Origin of the sequence: Intestinimonas butyriciproducens (genome assembly GCF_004154955.1) — a bacterium.
Taxonomy (GTDB): domain Bacteria; phylum Bacillota; class Clostridia; order Oscillospirales; family Oscillospiraceae; genus Intestinimonas; species Intestinimonas butyriciproducens.
Window position 1 is genome coordinate 1,784,999 of record NZ_CP011524.1, and the last position, 17,516, is coordinate 1,802,514.

Here is a 17,516-nt window from a genome sequence, read left to right on the forward strand (position 1 = left end):
CGTCTCCGCTTTATGTCAGCGGTTGATATGCCTCGATGTTCGTGGCCTCAAAGGTACACATCTCCCGGTAGACCGCAAGCCCCATGTCCAGCAGCGGCATAACGGCCACCGCCCCGGTCCCCTCACCCAGACACATGCCCGCGTAGAGGAACGGAGTGAGCCCCAGCGCCTCCAGCACCAGCTTTCCGGCCGGCTCATTCGATGCGTGGCTGCCCAGCATGTAGTCCTTTACCCCCGGACACAGGCTGGCCGCCACCAGCGCAGCCGCAGAGGAAATAAACCCGTCCACGAGCACGGGAATATGGTGATAGGCGCCCCCCAGGAATACTCCGGCAAGCCCGGCGATATCCAACCCGCCCACCTTATGCAGAACATCAAGACCATCCGCCGGATCGGGGCGGTTCACGGCGATGGCGGTCTCGATGGCCCTGATCTTCAGGCGGAGCCCCTCTGTAGAGAGCCCGGCGCCCCTGCCTGTCACGTCTGCCGGCTCCTGACGCAGCAAGACAGAGACGACGGCGCTGGAGGTGGTGGTGTTTCCAATGCCCATCTCTCCGGTGGCCAGCAGCCGATAGCCCTGTTTCTTGAGCTCGCCCACCAACTCCACCCCCGTCAGGATGGCCCGCTCCGCCTCTTCACGTGTCATGGCCGGACCTTGGGTCATATTGGCTGTTCCCCGCCGGATATTTTTCTGGCGGATCTTCCCGCCCTTTACCGGGCGGGCGACACCAATGTCCACAGGAATCACATCGGCGCCCGCCACGTGAGACATCCGGCACACGGAGGTGTCCCCGGTGGACATGTTTTCCGTGACAAGCGCCGTGACCTCCTGCCCTGTCTGGGTGACGCCCTCCTCTACCACGCCGTTGTCGGCGCACATGACCACCACAGCCCGCTTGGAGATATCTATGTAAGGGCTTCCTGTCATTCCGGCGATCCGGATGACATCCGTCTCCAACATGCCCAGGCTGTTCAGCGGGTGAGCGACGGCATCCCACCGGCGCTTCGCCTCCGCCATGGCTCGTTGCTCTGCGGGCGCGATCTGCGTGAGGATATCCTCTAATCTCATTGCAATTCCTCCCTATATCTGACACAGGCCGCGGTAAATCGCCGGGCGGCCTCGGGTCTGGATGCAAAATGGAAATGCGGGAATCCGGCATAGAGACGGGCCGAAGTGTGGACACAGTCCCACTTGCGGTCCGATTGGGGCTTTCGTGCTATAAATCCCGCCCCGGGGTCTGTGCTCTCCCAATAGTGGAATTCATGCCCAGGCAGGGTCTCTCCCGCACGGCAGAGTAGATTGTCTTTCTCCGCTGTCAGCGTCACATATCCAAACCGCCCCATTCTGTCGGTGCGGTACGCCCGGGCCTCCAGCACATTGGCCATAGGGTAGCTCTCCCCGTCGCTGCCCTCCATGCTCTGATGCAGATAGAGGAATCCGCCGCACTCAGCCACACAGGGCATCCCGCCCAGCACGGCTTTTCGCACCGCCTTTCGCATGGCGATGTTCTCTGAAAGACGTCTGGCATACAGCTCCGGGTATCCCCCCCCCAGGTAAAGCCCGCAGGCCCCAGCAGGAAGCGCAGTATCCTCCATGGGGGAAAACTCCACCAGCTCAGCGCCCTGCCGCCGCAGTTCCGCCAGGCCGTCTTCATAATAAAAGCAAAACGCGTTATCTCTGGCCAAAGCCACCACTGGAGGAGTCCCCGCGATTTTCACCGGTTTTTCCGGCGTATACGTGAGATCCGGCGCAGCGCCGGAAAGGGCCAGGAGGCCGTCTATATCCAGCGTTTTTTCCGCCTGTTCCGCCAACCTCCGCAGCTTTTCCCGCAGATCTCCCACCTCGGCGGCCGTGATCAGGCCCAGATGGCGGCTCTCCAGCGCACACTCCGACATGAGGGGCAGGTACCCAAACACTGGGATCCCGACCTCCTCCTCCACACATGCTTTGAGGCGCGGGTACAGCATGGGGGAGCAGCGATTCAGGATCACGCCCCGAATCCCACTGTCAGGCCGGAATTCCGCCAGTCCCTTTACCAGGGCGGCCGCAGAGAGGGCCCGCCCTCTGGCGTCCGCCACCAGTATCGCCGGCGTCCCCGTGGTTCGTGCCAGATCATAGGCGCCTGCGTCACTGCTCATTCCGATGCCGTCATAATAACCCATGACTCCCTCGACCACGGCCAGACTGCTTCCCGCCGTGTTCTCCGCAAGCAGTCGACATGTCGTGTCCGCCCCCAGGAAAAACAGATCCAAGTTCCGGGATTTTGCCCCAATGATCTCACTATGGAACATGGGATCGATGTAGTCAGGTCCGCATTTAAAGGCAACTGGCCGCATTCCGCGGTCTACCAGCGCCTGGAGAATAGCGCAGGTCACCGTGGTCTTACCTCCTCCGCTGGCGGGGGCACAGAGGAGGAGCCGAGGCGTCTTACTCACCGGGCCGCCCCTCCCCGCTGATGATCCATACCGGATTCTGGGCGTTCATCATGTGGTAGCGGCCCACCTCCCGCGTCTTGGTGACGGCAACCTGGAGCACATCGACGCCGGAGAGGCCCAGAGTCCGGAAGCACCGTACCGCCTCGGCCAGCGTCTCCAGGGTGATAGCATTGACCACCACCCGCGCGGCGGGGTTCTTTTCGAATACAACGCGCAGGATCGCCTCCATATCTCCGGAGGTCCCCCCCAGAAACACCCGGTCCGGTGCCGGCAGTCCGTCTAGGACTTCAGGGGCTGTCCCGGGTACGACGTGGAGGTTGGAGACCCCAAATTGCTCCTTGTTCCTGCGGAGCAGCTCCAGCGCGTCCGCTTTCTTCTCTATGGCATACACCCGTCCGGCCGGAAGGGCGAGTCCTCCCTCCACCGAGACCGAGCCGGTGCCCGCGCCCACATCCCAGAGGACGTGGTGGGCGCATAGTCTCAGTTTGGAAAGGGAGATGGTGCGGACCTCCTCCTTGGTCATGGGGGCATCTCCCCGGAGAAACGCGTCGTCCGGAATGCCGGAGTTGGAAACGCCCCGGAAAACAGGGCTGGGATTCCGGCACAGCAGTACGGCCAAATCCGAGAACTCCAGCTCCGCCAGCTCCGCGGCCGTGCCGGTAACGATACGCTCTTCCGCATAGGAGAGGTTCTCCCCCACGGAGATCTCCACCCAGTCCATGCCCCATTCGGCAATGGCCCGGCATACATCCTGGGCCTTGGTCTTTCCGCCGGTGAGAAGGAAGGTCTTGGCGTGGCTTTGCACCTCGCCAGCCGCATTGAGTATACGTCCGTGGGCGCTGGCCACATGGGCGTCCTGCCAGGATGTCTTCAGCTTGGTGCATAGGTAGGCCAGGGAGCTGATACCAGGGAGGCTCTCCACCTCGTATCCCTCCAGCAGCGGCCACAGATTTTTGGCACCGCTGTAAAAGCCCACATCCCCGGAGAGCAGTACCCCCACCGGACTCTCGCCGCAGGTCTCAATATAGGCAAGGATGTCCGCCGCCGCAATGAGCGGCACACAATTCTTTCCCTTCTGATAGGGCTCCAGCAGGCGGGGGGCCCCGACCAGCACAGGGCAGGCTTCAATCGCCCGTTCCGCCTCTGCTGTCAGCGTGGCGGGGTTCCCCATTCCCACGCCGATCAGGCATACTTTTGGTTTCACCGCAGCGCCTCCTTGAAATCCGTTTTTAACTCTTCCAAGCTCCTTCCTGTCTCCTGACAGGGCCTCTCCACCACCACGAGGGCGCAGCCAGCTTCCCGTGCGGCCTCCTCCTTGTCCCAAAAGCCGCCGGCCCCGCCCGACGCCTTGGTCACAAGCGCCCCAATCCCATACTGGCGGATAATCGCTAGGTTCAGCTCCTTGGAAAAGGGCCCCTGCATACACAGAACATGCGCGGGCGAAAACCCCAGCTCCAGACAGCGCCCCAGAGAGTCCAGGCTGGGCAGTACCCGTGGAAAGCAGCGCTCCCGCAGCCCCGGCACGGCAAAGGGGGCAAGCTCCTTGCTCCCGGTGGTGAGCAGAATGCCGCCCTCAACCGCTGTGAGCCGCTCCGCCGCTCCTGCCAGGTCCGACACGCAGATCCAGTCCCCCTCGACCGCGCCATCCCGCAGGAGGCGCTGATAAGGAAGCCCGGCGTTTTCTGCCGCAGTCCGGAGATTTCGGGTGACCTCCACGGCATAGGGATGTGTGGCATCCACCACCCGTTCAAAGCGCCCCTCCCTCATCAGCCCCTCCATGCCGGATCGGTCCAGCCGGCCGGTATGGACACGGATGCGGGGATCACTGGGAATCAGAGAGGCTCCATATCCCGTAGCCACACAGAGCGTAACGCCCACGCCCTCTCCCGCCAGCCATTCCGCAAGCTCACGTCCCTCAGAAGTGCCTCCGAACAGCAGAATATGCATGGGTGTTTCCCCTCTCCTTCCGCTCAATTCTCCCGCTGGAGGTAGCCACGCGGCGTTACCATCTTCCCATTCAGCACCCGAGTCTGGCCGCTGCCAATAAAGACCGTGGTGAACATATCCACCTTCGTGTCCCGCAGCGCCGCCAGCGTCGTAAGCACGGCGCACTCTCCCTCCCGGCCGATGTTCTGCACAAAGCCGCAGACCGTGTCCGGCGCCTTTCCCGCCGCAAGCAGGATATCGCAGGCACGCCTCAAATGGTCCGGCCGGCTGTGGCTCGCCGGATTGTAGAGGCAGAGCACAAAATCCGCCTGGGCCGCACAGATGAGCCGCCGCTCGATTTTTTCCCACGGCGTAAGGAGGTCCGACAGGGATACCACCGCGAAGTCGTGGGTCAGCGGGGCACCCAGCACAGCGGCTCCGCCGCAGGCGGCGGTAATGCCCGGAACAACCTCGATCTCGATGGGGGGATATTCCTGAGCCACCTCATAGACCAGTGCGGCCATACCATAAATGCCGGAGTCGCCGGAGCACACCATGGCCACATCCTTTCCAGCCACAGCCTCCTCTACCGCCGCGCGGCAGCGGTCCACCTCTTTGCGCATACCGGTAGAGCGCATCTCTTTGTGGGAAAACTCCTCCCGAATCAGCTCGATATATGCGGTATAACCTATGATCAGTTCGGCCTGTTCCAGCGCCTCCCGCGCCCGACCAGTCAGGTCCCGGCCCGCGCCGGGGCCCAAACCCACTACGGTCACTCTCATGCGCTCTCTCCTTCCAATGATATCACAAGGGGCTCACGGCTCACCGCTACGGTAACGCCTCCCCCAGCCTGCTTCCTGACGACCAGTTCACCGCCCGCCCGGACAGCGGCACGCTCACAGACATTGTCCACGCCCGTGACGCCCCGAACAAATTCCGAAGGCGTGAATTCACCGGAAATCTCCGCCAGTTCCTGTGGAGTAAAGGTCCGCAGAGGCAGTCCCCACTGCCGGCAAAAGGCCAGCAGTCCCGCCTCCTCTTTTTTGAGGTCAATGGTACATACCTGCCTGACCGCCTTCGATGAAAGCCGGTGAGCACACAGCACCTCCCCCACCGCTCTGGCGATGGCCTCCGCCGTCACGCCGCGGCGGCATCCGATCCCCAGATTCAACACCCTGGGGATCAGTCTCAGCGTCATAGGAAAGGGCGCGGCTGCATCGTCCAGCGTGATGGCAAACCCCAGCTCCGCTGCCCCCTCCATCACCCCATCCGGCAACTCCCCTTGTATAGGAAAATCACTTTTCAGTCCCACTGGTTTACCGCTCAGTAGGGCCGCCGAAATACACTTTGCCGCCTCTTTCCCGTCAAGGAAAAAACCTTGCTCCCTTGCCCACTGATCCACGGCAAATTTTCCATTTACATCCGTGGCAGTGGACACAGCCGCCCTGCCGCCGGTCATCGCCGCCACAGTCCTGGCAAGGTCGTTTGCTCCTCCCACATGTCCGGAGAGGAGCGGCACCGCGAACTGCCCTGCCTCATCCACCGAGACAACGGCGGGATCGGTGAACTTGTCCCTCACATAGGAAGCAATGGCCCGGACCGCGATGCCGCTGGCACCGATGAAGAGGATTCCCTCGCAGTCGGCAAAGCGTTCTCCCGTCCATGCGCCCAGGTTCTCGTAAGTCGGGAACGCCAAATTCAGCCGTGCGGGAACCGCTATCATGCAGCTGTTTCCCAGTCCCGTCAATTTCTCCGCCAGCGCCTGGGCCAGTGCCGCCCCCCGCGCGGTAAAGGCGGTGAGCGCCAGTCTCACGATTCACTCCCCACCCGGTAGCCGTGGGTAAATCCGGGATCATAGAGCTTGGAGCGCTCATACTGGCCGCCCAGGAAGCCCCCCACGGTAATAAGGGCCGTCTTGGTAACCTGGTTTTCTTTTGCCGTCCGGGCCAGGGTGGAAACCGTGCAGCGGTATACCCGCTGTTCCGGCCAGGTGGCCTTATAGACAATCGCGGCCGGGGTATCGGGTCCATATCCGCCCTCCATCAGCTCTCTCTCCACATCTTCGAGGAGTCCTGTGGAGAGGAACAGCACCATCGTGCAGCCATGCGAGGCCATTTTAGACAGCTTTTCCCTTTCGGGGACCGGTGTCCGGCCTGCCATCCGTGTGATAATGACGCTTTGCGAAACCTCCGGAAGGGTATATTCCGCCTCCAGCGCGGCCGCCGCACCGGAAAAAGAGGATACGCCCGGTGTTACGTCATAGGCGATCTCCAGCTCGTCCAAGCGGTCCATCTGCTCCCGGATGGCCCCATAAAGAGAGGGGTCTCCGGTGTGGAGCCGAACGGTGGTGCCTCCGGATGCCTCCGTGGCCTTCATCACATCTATCACATCCTCCAGGGTCATGGAGGCACTGTCATAGATGGCACAGTTCTCTTTCTTGTTCTCCAGAAGCGCCGGATTTACCAGAGAGCCGGCATAGATGATCACATCCGCTTCCCGCAGAAGCCGTGCGCCGCGGACAGTGATGAGGTCCGCGGCTCCGGGGCCCGCGCCAATAAAGTGGATCATAGTTTCCTCTTCCTTTCCGTTTGAAATGGTCTCAGTCCGGGGCGTGGAGCGCGGCCAGCCGCTCCGCTCCCGGCGTCCGGCCCAGTATCCCATGCTTGTTGGAGAAAAAAATGGCCTCGATGTCCATATCCTCTCCCGCCCGTGCCTTGAGCCTCTGGTCCAGTGCACCGGCCAGGGATGCCATTACAGGCTCCCGCAGTCCGGCGCGGTCCAGAATATCAACTGCTTCGTCTGTGGTGATGGCCAGAAACACCGCCTCCACAACAGTACGGTCCCCACCGCACAGGGCTGTATGCGCCGCCAGGGTCTCCCGCCTGGCATCGGATACCCTGGAGTGCGTATTCATGTTTCCCGCCGCAGCCTTGCACAGCTTGCCCAGATGGCCCACCAGCAGAAAGCTGCGAAATCCCAACCCTGCTGCGTGATCAATGGCCTCTCCAATATAGTTGGAGCAGGTGGCCCAGTGGTCCAGCGACAGGTGGAGAACTTCCCTTGAAAAATGTTCGCCGTAATTACCAGGAGTCACCACGATGTCTCCCACCCCCGCCGCAGCCTGCACGTCCAGCTCCAGACGCAGGGAATCTATAAGTGCGGCTTCACTCATAGGCCGCACAATGCCGGAGGTCCCCAGGATAGAAATGCCCCCTGTGATCCCCAGCCGGGGATTAAAGGTCCTTTTTGCCAATTTCTCCCCTGCCGGGACGGAGATCTCCACCCGGAGCCCCTCGGAGTACCCCGCCTTCCGGCGTACTTCCTCCATCTGGCGAAGGATCATTTCCCGGGGCACATGATTGATGGCCGCCTCGCCTACCGGCTGGTCCAGTCCGGGCCGGGTGACCCGCCCTACGCCCACCCCGCCTTCGATGGTGACTTCGCGGGCTTTCGTCTTTTCCACCTTGGCAAAAACCAAGGTGCCATGGGTGGCGTCCGGGTCATCTCCCCCGTCCTTCCGGACCGCACAGGAGGCCCATCCGCATCCCGACGCCGGCTCTAAGAGCTCGGCTTCCACAGGGATGCCGGCGGGCGTCTCCACCCGGACCAGAGCGGGCATCTCCCCTGTGAGCAGAAGCTCCGCCGCCCCCCGTGCCGCGGCGGCGGCACAGGTACCGGTCGTATACCCGCAGCGGAGACGGCCGCGGCCAACGGAGATATAGTGTTCAAAGGTGCCCATACGCCGCCTCCCGACAAAAAATGGTCCCTCTCCGGGCGGAGAGGGACCATGAAAATGGGCATGGCACTGCCGCTCTCCACCTAAGAGTCATGCTTGTGTATTCCGCACGGCAGGTCTCCTGGCTTGCGCTTCTCCCTCGGGCGTCCCTTCTCGGCAATCGATCATTACCAATGGGCTTTTGTACGCCGTCGTCCACGCTTACAGTAGAGGTAAGACTGCGCCGGTCTTTCACCGGACTTCCCTTTTCAGCAGCTGCGTCGCTGCACCAATGCGATACTCCGTATTTTGTTTTCCTATCTATTATAACAAGTAACCCGCAGGAAGTAAAGGCATTCTTCTCCACCTGTCCCTCCCATTTTTCCGTCCCTCCATCAGAGTCCCCGGCTCCACTCCGGCCGCATCCCGGTACCGCTCTCCAGCGCTTGGTCCAGACGGGATAGAAAGTATGCACGGTCTTCGGGCAGGCCTCCCTTCAGAGGCACGTAATTGGAGGCATGGTCGCAGGTAAAGTGGAGCGGGTCCACCGCCAGCTTTTCAATGAGCAATCGTGCCTCCCGCAGGGTATCCCGCGCCGTGGCCGCCTGAAATCTTCCCGCTCTCCATTCCTGATAGAGATCTGTGCCCGGATACAGCGTCAGCGTCAGCGCCGAGAGATGCCTGGGGCGCATCTCATTGATCATGGCCGCAGTATCCAGAATATGCCGCCGCCCAGCCTCACCAGGGCCGGCCAGACCCAGGATCACCATGACCCAGAGGTCAAAGCCCGCCTCCCTGAGACGGATTCCCGCCTCCAGCATCTGCCGCGCGTCCGCCCCTTTTTTGACCGCGTGCAGAAGCGCGTCGCTTCCGCTCTCCACTCCCAGATAGGCACGGGTCAGCCCGGCCTTCCGCAGGGTTTTCAGTTCTTCCGGTGTTTTGGAAAGCGTGCTCAGCGGCCCAGCATACGTGGTCACCTTCTCCAGGGATGGGAAGGCGTCATAAAGGGCGTCCAGAATCGAAAGCAGTTCCTCCGTTTTCATGATGATCGCATCTCCGTCACAGAGGAACACCCGACGAAGGTCCCCATAGCAGGCTTTTGCCATGCGGATATCCTCCAGGATATCCGGCAAAGGGCGGATATGGAACCGTTTCCCCCGATACATCCGGCAAAACGTACAGGTGTTGTGAGAACACCCCACCGTGGTCTGCAGGAGATAGCTCTTCCACTCTCCGGGCGGACGGTAGATATCACCTTCATAGCGCATATTCAGCCCTCCGTCAGCGCCTTGAGGGCTGCACAGAGGGCGTCCATCTCATCGTCCGTCCCGACACTGATGCGCAGATAGTTGCCGATACGGGGCCGGTCAAACCAGCGCACCAGGATCCCCTGCTCCCGCAGCCCGTCCAACAGCGCCTTTCCGGTGCGTTTCGGATGGCTGACAAACAGGAAGTTTGCCTTGGACTCCAGGACAGCAAACCCCATTGCACGCAGCCGCTCCTCCGTCCGCTCCCGGGTGCGGATTACGCGTTCTCTCATCTCCTCAAAGTAGGGCCCATCCTCCAGCGCCGCCACGGCTCCCGCCTGCGCCAGACGGTCCACTGTATAGGAGTTGATGGAGTCCCGCACACAACAGAGCCCGGCGATCAGATTCGGACTGCCCAGCGCATAGCCCACCCGCAGTCCGGCCAACGCGCGGCTTTTGGAGAGCGTGCGCACGACCACCAGATTGTCATACTCCTTCAGCAATGTGTCGGCCGATACGCCGCCGAAGTCCACATAGGCCTCGTCCACCAGCACAACCACATCCCGATGCTCCTCCAGCACCCGCCGGATATCCTCCAGATCCACCGACCGGCCTGTAGGAGCGTTGGGATTGGCGATGACCACGCCGCCGCAGTTTTCAGCCTTGCAGAACCGCTCCACCGGAAGAGAAAAATCCTCATCCAGCGGGATCTGCCAGGCTTTGAGCCCAAAATAGTCGGTATAAACAGCATAAAACGTGTAGGTGATATCCGCAAAAAGAATCGGACGCTCCGGATCAAAGAAAGCCTGAAAGCAAAAAGCCAGGACCTCATCGGAGCCATTTCCCGGGAAAACCTGTTCCGGTGTTACCCCATGGAGCTTGGCGGCGGCTGCACGCAGCCCGGCACATTCCGGATCCGGATAGAGCCGCAGCCCCTCCCCCGCCGCCGACTTTACGGCTTCCACTACTTTGGGCGAAGGGGGATAGGGGTTTTCGTTGGTGTTCAGTTTGATAAACGTCCTGCCCCTGGGCTGCTCACCCGGCACATAGGGCACCGCATCCCGGATTCGCCTGCTCCAATACTCTTTCATGCTTCGTTCCCCTCACTGTGCAGGATTTTTTTGATATTCTTCTCCGCCTTGCTGCGCGGAAGCATGACCTCATGCCCGCACCCCTGGCAGCGGAGGCGAAAATCCATCCCCACCCGCAGCACCAACCAGTGTCTGCTTCCACAGGGATGCGCCTTTTTCATCTCTAACACATCGCCCAGTCGGACATCCATGCTTATCGCCTCCTGAAAAGATTCCCCTTTTGCCGCAAAATGACAAAGCGCTCACCCCTACGGACAAAGACATCCTCTTCCGGGGCCGCCACAACGGATGGTATTATTATAGGTTCCCCGGGTCTCCCTGTCAATTCCGGGTGTCCCCCCGCATATAGTGGCTTATCAGCAAAAAAACGGAGTATCGGAAAGGAATGATCGGGATGATCAGTCATTTTCTCCCCGAGGGCAGACGCTTGACCGCTCCGGACAATCTGGCCGCCTGCGCCACAGTGTCCGCGCTTCGCTCCGCCCGGGACCGGGGCATGATTTTAGAGGGCCGCGCCCTCTCCTGCAGCACGGACCACGATTTGACCGTTGCCGTAGGCCCTTTTACGGGCCGTATTCCCCGAGAGGACACCGCTTTGGGCGTGGCGGAAGGAACCACCAAGGAGATCGCCATCTTGTCCCGCGTGGGCAAGCCGGTCTGCTTTACGATCGTTTCTGTTTCCGGTCCGGACAGTCAACCCGTTCTGGTTCTCTCCCGTCGTCGAGCCCAGGAGATTGCGCAGCAGGCCCTGATGTCTGAGCTCAAGCCAGGGATGGTCATTCCCGCCACAGTCACCCATATGGAGCCCTTCGGCGCTTTTGTGGACATCGGCTGCGGACTGGTCTCCATGATCGGCATTGAACATATCTCCATCTCCCGCATCCCACACCCCTCCTGCCGGTTTTCCGTTGGGCAGGAGATCCACGCCGCCGTACTGGAGACGCTGCCGGAGCAGGGCCGCGTAAAGCTGACTCACCGAGAACTGTTGGGCACATGGGCAGAGAACGCCAGGGATTTTGCGCCGGGTATGACAGTGGAGGGAACCGTTCGCGGCCTGAAAGACTACGGTGCCTTTATCGAGCTGGCCCCCAACCTGTCGGGGCTCGCAGAGCCAAGGGCCGACCTGCGCGAAGGGGACCGCGTCTCTGTCTTCCTGAAGGCGATGCTCCCGGAGCGAATGAAAATCAAACTGCTGGTCATCGAAAGGCTCTCTCCGGCCGCCGAAACGGCTGCGCTGCACTATTTTATCCGTGAGGGACGGCTTGCCCATTGGCGTTACGCCCCGGACGGCTGCCGAAAAGCAGGCGTGGAAACCACATTCTTATAAAACGGTCAAAACCCGGAGCTCCGATCAGCGGTCGGCGCTCCGGGCTTTTTCTCAGCCGCATTGCAGGACCATCCAGATGCGGTCAAATCTCCTCTGGGCCAGATCCTCCCCGCGGATATAAAAATAGATACAGCCGCAATCGCCGAACATCAGCTCAAATCCATCCCGCTCCACGGTCCCCATCTGGAAGAGAAGCCGCCAGTCCCGGCTATTCTCCCGAAGGCGGTCCCACTCTTCCGGCGGCAACTCCTGCGGGTGGCCGCAGTAAATTCCGCTGTCCGCCATCTCACACTCCAAAAGCATGCTCCCCTGGATCAGATTCGCATAGCCCAGCAGTTTGGTGACTTTCTCCGGCTCCTCAGACGCCTGGCACCCCCGCAGAGTCCGTTCTTCCTCATAGGTATCCCAATCGATACCTTCTCCAAATTGCTCCAGGAATTCTTCGTAGTCAGGCACTTCGTCCCTGTTTTTGAAAGAGATCGGGACCTCCGGAATCAGGTAATCGGCCTTCAGATCTCCCGGAGGTTCCGTCTCAATGAGACCGGCCGGCCCATCTTCATAGTAAAGTACCCGCGCACAGCCTCGATCTTTTGGATCAAACCCCCAAGCCATCGTCTCCAATTCATAAAAGAAGTAGAGCATCCCCCTGGACGGCAGGACACCGTCTATGTCCAGGTCCGCGATCTCCGCCAAATTGATCTGCGCCAAAAAGGAGAGCGGCCGCCTGGCAGTCACTCCATCATAATTCGTGTCCTCATACCGATACCACTCGAATTCTTTGGGGAGATGAGGTTTTCCACCCACCTTACTGCTCCCCAGCTCTACTTTTTCAGGCCCGTCCGTAGGCAAGAGCTCAATGGAATTCCGTCTCTTTTTGTGAAACCACTCCGGAAGGTTCATTTATTCCCCCCATTTCCCGCCGATATTGTTCGGCCTCCGGCCTATCCTTCTTCTTTCCCCTTGATCTCATCCCAGTAGCGCTTGGCGGCCTGCTCCGTCTTGTTTTCTCCATATACATAATAGTGAACGCCCTTCAGCCTATCCGGCAAGTATTGCTGCTTTACATAGTGATTTGGGAAATCATGCGGATAAAGATAACCCTGCTCACGTTCCATGCCCGCTGAATCGGCATGCTTGTTCTGGAGATGCCGCGGATAATCTCCTGTTTTTCCCGTCCGCACATCCGCCATGGCCTCATCCAGCGCAATATGGGCGGAGTTGGATTTGGGCGCAGTGGCCATGAGCACGGCAGCATCCCCCAGCGGGATCCGCGCCTCCGGCAGCCCCAGCATATTGGCCGCATCCACACAGGCCTTGACGATGGGAATGACCTGAGGGTAGGCCAAGCCCACATCCTCACAGGCAATGACCATCAGCCTGCGGCAGGCTGAAATAAGGTCCCCTGCCTCTAGCAGCCGCGCAAGATAATGGCACGCGGCGTCTGGATCCGAGCCCCGGATGGACTTTTGCAGCGCCGAGAGGATATCGTAATGGTCATCCCCCGCCCGGTCGTAGCGCATGGCGGAGCGCTGGGCCACCAGTCTTGCGTCTTCCAGACTGACAACCAATTTACCCCTCTGCCTAGCGGCGGCATTCATCAACAGTTCAACCGCATTCATTGCCTTGCGTACGTCGCCGCCGCAGGAACTCGCGATGGCCTCCCTCACTCCATCCTCAAATTCCGCCACCCCTCCCAGACGTTTTGCCATGATCGACACCCCTCTGTCGATGGCGGGCAGCACCTCCCCCGCTTCCACAGGCTTGAACTCAAAGACTGTGGAGCGGCTGAGGACAGCATTATAGACATAAAAATATGGATTCTCCGTGGTGGATGCGATGAGTGTCACGTCACCCCGTTCAATGACTTCCAGCAGAGATTGCTGCTGCTTCTTATTAAAATACTGGATCTCGTCCAGATACAATAAAATGCCATTGGGTGCCATCATGGTACCCACCTCGCCGATCACATCTTTTACATCCGAGAGGGAACCCGTTGTGGCGTTGATCCGCCGCAGTGTACGGTTGGTACGGGCGGCGATGATATTTGCTACCGTGGTTTTCCCGGTGCCGGAAGGGCCATAAAAGACCAGATTGGGGATGCTTCCGCTTTCGATGATCCTGCGCAGAAGGCCGTCCGCCCCCAAAATATGCTTTTGTCCTACCACATCGTCCAGAGATGTGGGTCTGATCTCATCCGCAAGCGGTCGATACGCCATGGAATTACCTCCCGTTTCTATAAAAATGGAGGGGAAAAGTTCCCCTCCATTCTAACATATGTTCTACTGCCCGTAAAGAGGTCAATTTCAACGGCTCCGTTCAAAGCCCAGATAGCGTGTTCCCTGGAAGGTCAGCCTTCCGTTGTCACCCTCCACCAGCATCCCGTACTCGTTCCTGGGCACATGAAGCTCCATTCGATCGCCGCTCTCCACCTGGAAGGTAGCGTAATAGAAGGTGTTGCTGGTGGTGTGCATGGCGCCGACATCGCCCGTATTGTGATGGTGATGGCGCACATCGGCCCGTTTTGTTACAACTTCCGCCTGTACGGTCAGCACGGGGGACTGATTATTTTTATGCCACTGGGAGACACCACGACCCAAGCTGACCAAAATAACCCCCAAGATCAGAATAAATACGACCATGAACAGGATCGGAAAAATATTGAACACGAATCCCATTCCCATGCGTCTGTACCTCCTCCCTGTTTTTCCGGAACACGCGCCGTACACCTTTTTTCTTTATTTCCCGTGCAGGCGGGCCGCCTCCAGCGTATTTACCATCAGCATCGCCCGGGTCATAGGCCCCACGCCGCCGGGTACCGGGGTAATGTAGGAGGCTTTTTTCGCCACAGGCCCATAGTCTACATCGCCGCAGAGCTTCCCCGCCTCGTCGCGGTTCATAGCCACATCGATAACCACAGCTCCCTCCTTCACCATATCCGCCGTGATGATGTTCCGCTTCCCTACAGCGGCCACCAGGATATCCGCTCTCCTGCAGACCTCGCCCAGATCTCTGGTGCGGGAATGGCAGACTGTGACCGTGCCGTGCGCCGCCAGCAGCAGCATCGCCATAGGTTTGCCCACAATATTGGAGCGGCCTACCACCACACAATCCTTGCCCTTAGGATCGATGCCGCATTCCTTGAGCATCTCCATCACACCCGCCGGCGTGCAGGGTAGAAAGCACTTCTGTCCTGTGGAAAGGCGGCCCACATTTACCGGGTGGAATCCGTCCACATCCTTATCCGGGTCAATGGCCAACAGAACCTGCTGCTCGTCATACCCCGCCGGCAGGGGAAGCTGACAAAGGATTCCGTCGATATCCTCACGATGGTTCAATGTATCGATGATGGACATCAACTCCGCCTGGCCCGCCTCTGCCGGGAGGGCATATTCCTCGCTGTAGATGCCGCACTCGGCGCAATCCTTCCGCTTGCTGTTGACATATGTACGGGAGGCCGGATTGTCTCCCACAATGATAACCGCCAGTCCAGGCCGTTTGGAGAGCGCTCCTGCCTCTGCCTTTACCCTCTCTTTGCATTTGGCTGCCAGGGTCTTTCCATCAATCACTGTCGCTGCCATGCTGCTCCTCCTCATTATGAAAAGTTTGGGGTCTTGGGGCCTCCGCCCCCTCTGCTTTTCGCTTCATCCGGTTTACATAGAGTTCTTCCGGCGTATGCTTTTGGATCACAAGGTGATAGATCAGGAATCCTGCCGCCACCAGCGCCGAGGCAAATCCCAGGAGCTGTGAGATCCGGATCGGGGTATGGAAAAAATAAAGGCTGTCGGTCCGCAGGCCCTCGATCGTTCCCCTTCCAAAGCCGTACCACAAAAAATACCCCCACATGATCTGTCCGTCAAATTTTCTCTTTCCCCTCAGGACAACGACCAGCAGCAGCAAAAAGCCCAGCAAATTCCAAGCAGACTCATAAAAAAATGTGGGGTGGACCTCCATATACTGCCACGCACCGTTTACATAGGCGTCAATCCCCATGCGCCACGGAAGGTCTGTGGGACCGCCATATGCCTCCACATTGACAAAATTGCCCCACCGTCCCACACACTGGCCAATGAGAAGGCCGAACACGCCCACATCCGCAAAGGCAAAAAAGTTGAGCTTTTTTACCTTACAGAATACGATCAGCGTCAGCGTTGCGGCGATAACGCCGCCATAAATGGCCAGACCGCCGTCCCGGATATCCAGCATTTTGCCCAGATCCAGGCCTCCCCCTGCGTTCCGGAAGAGGTCCAGATAAAACACAATGTAGTACAGCCGCGCCCCTATGATCGCCAGGGGCACGGCAAAAAAGAGAAGGTCGATGACATCGTCGGACTTGACGCCAAACCGAGGGGCCATTTTATAGCAGAACAGCACCGCCAGCAAAAAACCGGCGGCAATAATGACGCCGTACCAGTAGATGGGCAGACCAAAGAGCTCAAAGGCCACCCGGTTCAGGTGGAACTCCAGCCCCAAACCGGGAAAGGCCACTGTCCTTGTCATACCTTCTCCCCCTTGGGTTTTACCACTGAGAGGGCTGTGCGCTCCGGAGACATCCAACGGCGGACGCAGTCTTCCACATCGGACTTGCTTATCCCCTCAAAGACCTCTGGGAACCGGAAGAATTCTTCCCCGGTAAAATGGCTCTGGGCCAGGCCCACGCAGATGTTCTCGAAGGAATTGAGCGCTCGCACACGCCCTCCGTAGGCAGCCTTTTTCAGGCGGTCCCACAACTCTTGGCCGATCCCCTCCCTGCCGATCCTTGCCGCCTCGGCGGCAATGGCCTCCCGCAGGGCCCAGGGATCGCGGCTTTCCCCGCCAACCGTGAGCATGGCACAGCCTGGATATGCCTCGTAGCCATAGCTGAAGTTGTTGTTCACCAGCCCCTTGCTGTAGAGGCTTGCATAGAGGGGGGTGGAGGTGCCAAAAACAGCCTCGCAGCACAGCTCACCCATAAATTGCCTGCGCATATGCTCTTCTCCCAGCGGAGCGGGGTCCGCCTTCCACCCCAGTTGGAAAATGGGCGTGGAGACCGCCATCTCCCGCACGGTCTCCGGGCGAAATGCCTGCTCAGGTTCTTCGCCGCCGTAATCCCTCGGAATATCTCGCAGCCCCTCTTTGGGAAGGACCTCCCGCGCAATCTCACAGACTCTGCCGGGGTCCACGTTCCCCGCCACGCACAGCGTCATGTTGCCGGGGTTATAAAAGGCGGCATGGCAGGCATAGAGGGTCTCGGCGGTGATCTCCGCAATGGATTCCACCGTGCCGGCAATGCTCACACGGACCGGATTGTGCTCATAAAGGGCCTCCAGCATGCCGTAAAAGACTTGATTTTCAGGGTCGTCCTCGATCATGCGGATCTCCTGCCCGATGATGCCCTGCTCTTTGTCCACGCTCTCCTTTGTAAACCAGGGCACAGAGACAAAAGAGAGCAGGATCTTCAGGTTCTCCTCAAATTTTTCGGTGCTCTCAAAATAGTAGCCCGTAATGGCGGTGGAGGTAAAGGCGTTCGGACTTGCACCGTTGGCGGCCAGATCCTGAAGGGCGTTCCCATCCTTGGTATCGAACATTTTGTGCTCCAGGAAATGGGCCACGCCGGCCGGGGTGTCGTGCCACTCCCCCTTCAGCTTGAACCTCATATCCATACCGCCGTAGTTCGTGGCGAAAAATGCAAAGCTCTTGGAAAACTCCGGCTTCACATCCACATAGATATGAAGTCCGTTCTCCAGCTCAGCGTGATGCAGCGTCTCCCCAATGCGGGAATATTCTTTTGATACCAT

The 17,516-nt window shown here is 59.6% G+C and carries 18 protein-coding genes and 1 riboswitch; of the genes, 1 reads left to right on the top strand and 17 read right to left on the bottom strand.

Annotation, left to right across the window (positions count from 1 at the left end; genetic code table 11):
- Positions 1–10 precede the first annotated feature (10 nt).
- From cobT to SRB521_RS09085, 11 genes are all read right to left on the bottom strand, one after another.
- Positions 11–1,069 (bottom strand): nicotinate-nucleotide--dimethylbenzimidazole phosphoribosyltransferase, encoded by a 1,059-nt coding sequence (cobT, locus tag SRB521_RS09035; RefSeq protein WP_058117631.1) that lies wholly within the window; start codon positions 1,067–1,069, stop codon positions 11–13.
- Positions 1,066–2,436, bottom strand: a complete 1,371-nt coding sequence (locus tag SRB521_RS09040) for a cobyrinic acid a,c-diamide synthase CobB (protein ID WP_075703780.1) — start codon at positions 2,434–2,436, stop codon at positions 1,066–1,068. Before SRB521_RS09040 ends, cobT begins: the two co-directional genes overlap by 4 nt.
- The gene (gene cbiE / locus SRB521_RS09045) at positions 2,429–3,640 is read right to left on the bottom strand and encodes a precorrin-6y C5,15-methyltransferase (decarboxylating) subunit CbiE (protein ID WP_082636029.1); all 1,212 of its coding nucleotides are present in this window, start codon (positions 3,638–3,640) and stop codon (positions 2,429–2,431) included. Before cbiE ends, SRB521_RS09040 begins: the two co-directional genes overlap by 8 nt.
- The gene (gene cobK, locus SRB521_RS09050; protein ID WP_058117630.1) at positions 3,637–4,383 is read right to left on the bottom strand and encodes a precorrin-6A reductase; all 747 of its coding nucleotides are present in this window, start codon (positions 4,381–4,383) and stop codon (positions 3,637–3,639) included. The genes cbiE and cobK overlap by 4 nt, the downstream gene beginning before the upstream one ends.
- 23 nt (positions 4,384–4,406) lie before the next feature.
- Positions 4,407–5,144, bottom strand: a complete 738-nt coding sequence (gene cobJ, locus SRB521_RS09055; protein WP_058117629.1) for a precorrin-3B C(17)-methyltransferase — start codon at positions 5,142–5,144, stop codon at positions 4,407–4,409.
- Positions 5,141–6,175, bottom strand: a complete 1,035-nt coding sequence (locus SRB521_RS09060) for a cobalt-precorrin 5A hydrolase (RefSeq protein ID WP_116721714.1) — start codon at positions 6,173–6,175, stop codon at positions 5,141–5,143. The genes cobJ and SRB521_RS09060 overlap by 4 nt, the downstream gene beginning before the upstream one ends.
- Positions 6,172–6,930, bottom strand: coding sequence for a precorrin-4 C(11)-methyltransferase (cobM, locus tag SRB521_RS09065; protein WP_075703777.1), 759 nt, complete (start codon positions 6,928–6,930; stop codon positions 6,172–6,174). The genes SRB521_RS09060 and cobM overlap by 4 nt, the downstream gene beginning before the upstream one ends.
- Positions 6,931–6,961: 31 nt before the next feature.
- Positions 6,962–8,101, bottom strand: coding sequence for a cobalt-precorrin-5B (C(1))-methyltransferase CbiD (cbiD, locus tag SRB521_RS09070; RefSeq protein ID WP_116721715.1), 1,140 nt, complete (start codon positions 8,099–8,101; stop codon positions 6,962–6,964).
- 91 nt (positions 8,102–8,192) lie between these two features.
- Positions 8,193–8,387, bottom strand: a riboswitch (cobalamin riboswitch).
- A gap of 85 nt (positions 8,388–8,472) precedes the next feature.
- Positions 8,473–9,345, bottom strand: coding sequence for a B12-binding domain-containing radical SAM protein (locus tag SRB521_RS09075; RefSeq protein ID WP_075703775.1), 873 nt, complete (start codon positions 9,343–9,345; stop codon positions 8,473–8,475).
- A gap of 2 nt (positions 9,346–9,347) precedes the next feature.
- Positions 9,348–10,415: a histidinol-phosphate transaminase gene (hisC, locus tag SRB521_RS09080; RefSeq protein WP_075703774.1), complete on the bottom strand. Its 1,068-nt coding sequence runs from the start codon at positions 10,413–10,415 to the stop codon at positions 9,348–9,350.
- Positions 10,412–10,606 carry a DUF951 domain-containing protein gene (locus SRB521_RS09085; RefSeq protein ID WP_033117172.1) on the bottom strand — a complete coding sequence of 65 codons (195 nt, stop codon included), beginning with the start codon at positions 10,604–10,606 and terminating at the stop codon, positions 10,412–10,414. The genes hisC and SRB521_RS09085 overlap by 4 nt, the downstream gene beginning before the upstream one ends.
- A gap of 203 nt (positions 10,607–10,809) precedes the next feature.
- On the opposite strand from SRB521_RS09085, the gene SRB521_RS09090 reads away from it, so the two are divergent.
- Positions 10,810–11,742, top strand: coding sequence for a S1 RNA-binding domain-containing protein (locus tag SRB521_RS09090; RefSeq protein ID WP_242943914.1), 933 nt, complete (start codon positions 10,810–10,812; stop codon positions 11,740–11,742).
- A gap of 51 nt (positions 11,743–11,793) precedes the next feature.
- Here the strand turns inward: SRB521_RS09090 and SRB521_RS09095 are convergent, their stop codons facing one another.
- The 6 genes from SRB521_RS09095 to yfmH all read right to left on the bottom strand — a co-directional run bounded on the left by SRB521_RS09095 (position 11,794) and on the right by yfmH (position 17,516).
- The gene (locus SRB521_RS09095) at positions 11,794–12,642 is read right to left on the bottom strand and encodes a YwqG family protein (RefSeq protein WP_075703773.1); all 849 of its coding nucleotides are present in this window, start codon (positions 12,640–12,642) and stop codon (positions 11,794–11,796) included.
- Positions 12,643–12,683: 41 nt separating this feature from the next.
- Positions 12,684–13,958: a replication-associated recombination protein A gene (locus SRB521_RS09100; RefSeq protein WP_075703772.1), complete on the bottom strand. Its 1,275-nt coding sequence runs from the start codon at positions 13,956–13,958 to the stop codon at positions 12,684–12,686.
- 87 nt (positions 13,959–14,045) lie between these two features.
- Positions 14,046–14,381, bottom strand: a complete 336-nt coding sequence (locus SRB521_RS09105; protein ID WP_338068267.1) for a DUF2500 domain-containing protein — start codon at positions 14,379–14,381, stop codon at positions 14,046–14,048.
- Positions 14,382–14,477: 96 nt separating this feature from the next.
- A complete protein-coding gene (folD, locus tag SRB521_RS09110) occupies positions 14,478–15,320 on the bottom strand; it encodes a bifunctional methylenetetrahydrofolate dehydrogenase/methenyltetrahydrofolate cyclohydrolase FolD (RefSeq protein ID WP_075703770.1) in 843 nt (280 codons plus the stop codon).
- Complete coding sequence (gene lgt / locus SRB521_RS09115) at positions 15,301–16,239, bottom strand: prolipoprotein diacylglyceryl transferase (protein WP_075703769.1); 939 nt, start codon at positions 16,237–16,239, stop codon at positions 15,301–15,303. Before lgt ends, folD begins: the two co-directional genes overlap by 20 nt.
- Positions 16,236–17,516 carry an EF-P 5-aminopentanol modification-associated protein YfmH gene (yfmH, locus tag SRB521_RS09120; RefSeq protein ID WP_116721716.1) on the bottom strand — a complete coding sequence of 427 codons (1,281 nt, stop codon included), beginning with the start codon at positions 17,514–17,516 and terminating at the stop codon, positions 16,236–16,238. The genes lgt and yfmH overlap by 4 nt, the downstream gene beginning before the upstream one ends.

Excerpts from the sequence above, each read along its gene's own strand:
- yfmH (WP_116721716.1), bottom strand. The coding sequence starts at position 17,516 with ATGGTATCAAAAGAATATTCCCGCATTGGGGAGACGCTGCATCACGCT.
- SRB521_RS09090 (WP_242943914.1), top strand. The coding sequence starts at position 10,810 with ATGATCAGTCATTTTCTCCCCGAGGGCAGACGCTTGACCGCTCCGGAC.
- folD (WP_075703770.1), bottom strand. The coding sequence starts at position 15,320 with ATGGCAGCGACAGTGATTGATGGAAAGACCCTGGCAGCCAAATGCAAA.
- cobJ (WP_058117629.1), bottom strand. The coding sequence starts at position 5,144 with ATGAGAGTGACCGTAGTGGGTTTGGGCCCCGGCGCGGGCCGGGACCTG.
- SRB521_RS09075 (WP_075703775.1), bottom strand. The coding sequence starts at position 9,345 with ATGCGCTATGAAGGTGATATCTACCGTCCGCCCGGAGAGTGGAAGAGC.
- SRB521_RS09085 (WP_033117172.1), bottom strand. The coding sequence starts at position 10,606 with ATGGATGTCCGACTGGGCGATGTGTTAGAGATGAAAAAGGCGCATCCC.
- SRB521_RS09095 (WP_075703773.1), bottom strand. The coding sequence starts at position 12,642 with ATGAACCTTCCGGAGTGGTTTCACAAAAAGAGACGGAATTCCATTGAG.
- cobK (WP_058117630.1), bottom strand. The coding sequence starts at position 4,383 with ATGCATATTCTGCTGTTCGGAGGCACTTCTGAGGGACGTGAGCTTGCG.
- SRB521_RS09105 (WP_338068267.1), bottom strand. The coding sequence starts at position 14,381 with ATGGTCGTATTTATTCTGATCTTGGGGGTTATTTTGGTCAGCTTGGGT.
- cobT (WP_058117631.1), bottom strand. The coding sequence starts at position 1,069 with ATGAGATTAGAGGATATCCTCACGCAGATCGCGCCCGCAGAGCAACGA.
- cobM (WP_075703777.1), bottom strand. The coding sequence starts at position 6,930 with ATGATCCACTTTATTGGCGCGGGCCCCGGAGCCGCGGACCTCATCACT.
- cbiD (WP_116721715.1), bottom strand. The coding sequence starts at position 8,101 with ATGGGCACCTTTGAACACTATATCTCCGTTGGCCGCGGCCGTCTCCGC.
- hisC (WP_075703774.1), bottom strand. The coding sequence starts at position 10,415 with ATGAAAGAGTATTGGAGCAGGCGAATCCGGGATGCGGTGCCCTATGTG.
- lgt (WP_075703769.1), bottom strand. The coding sequence starts at position 16,239 with ATGACAAGGACAGTGGCCTTTCCCGGTTTGGGGCTGGAGTTCCACCTG.
- SRB521_RS09100 (WP_075703772.1), bottom strand. The coding sequence starts at position 13,958 with ATGGCGTATCGACCGCTTGCGGATGAGATCAGACCCACATCTCTGGAC.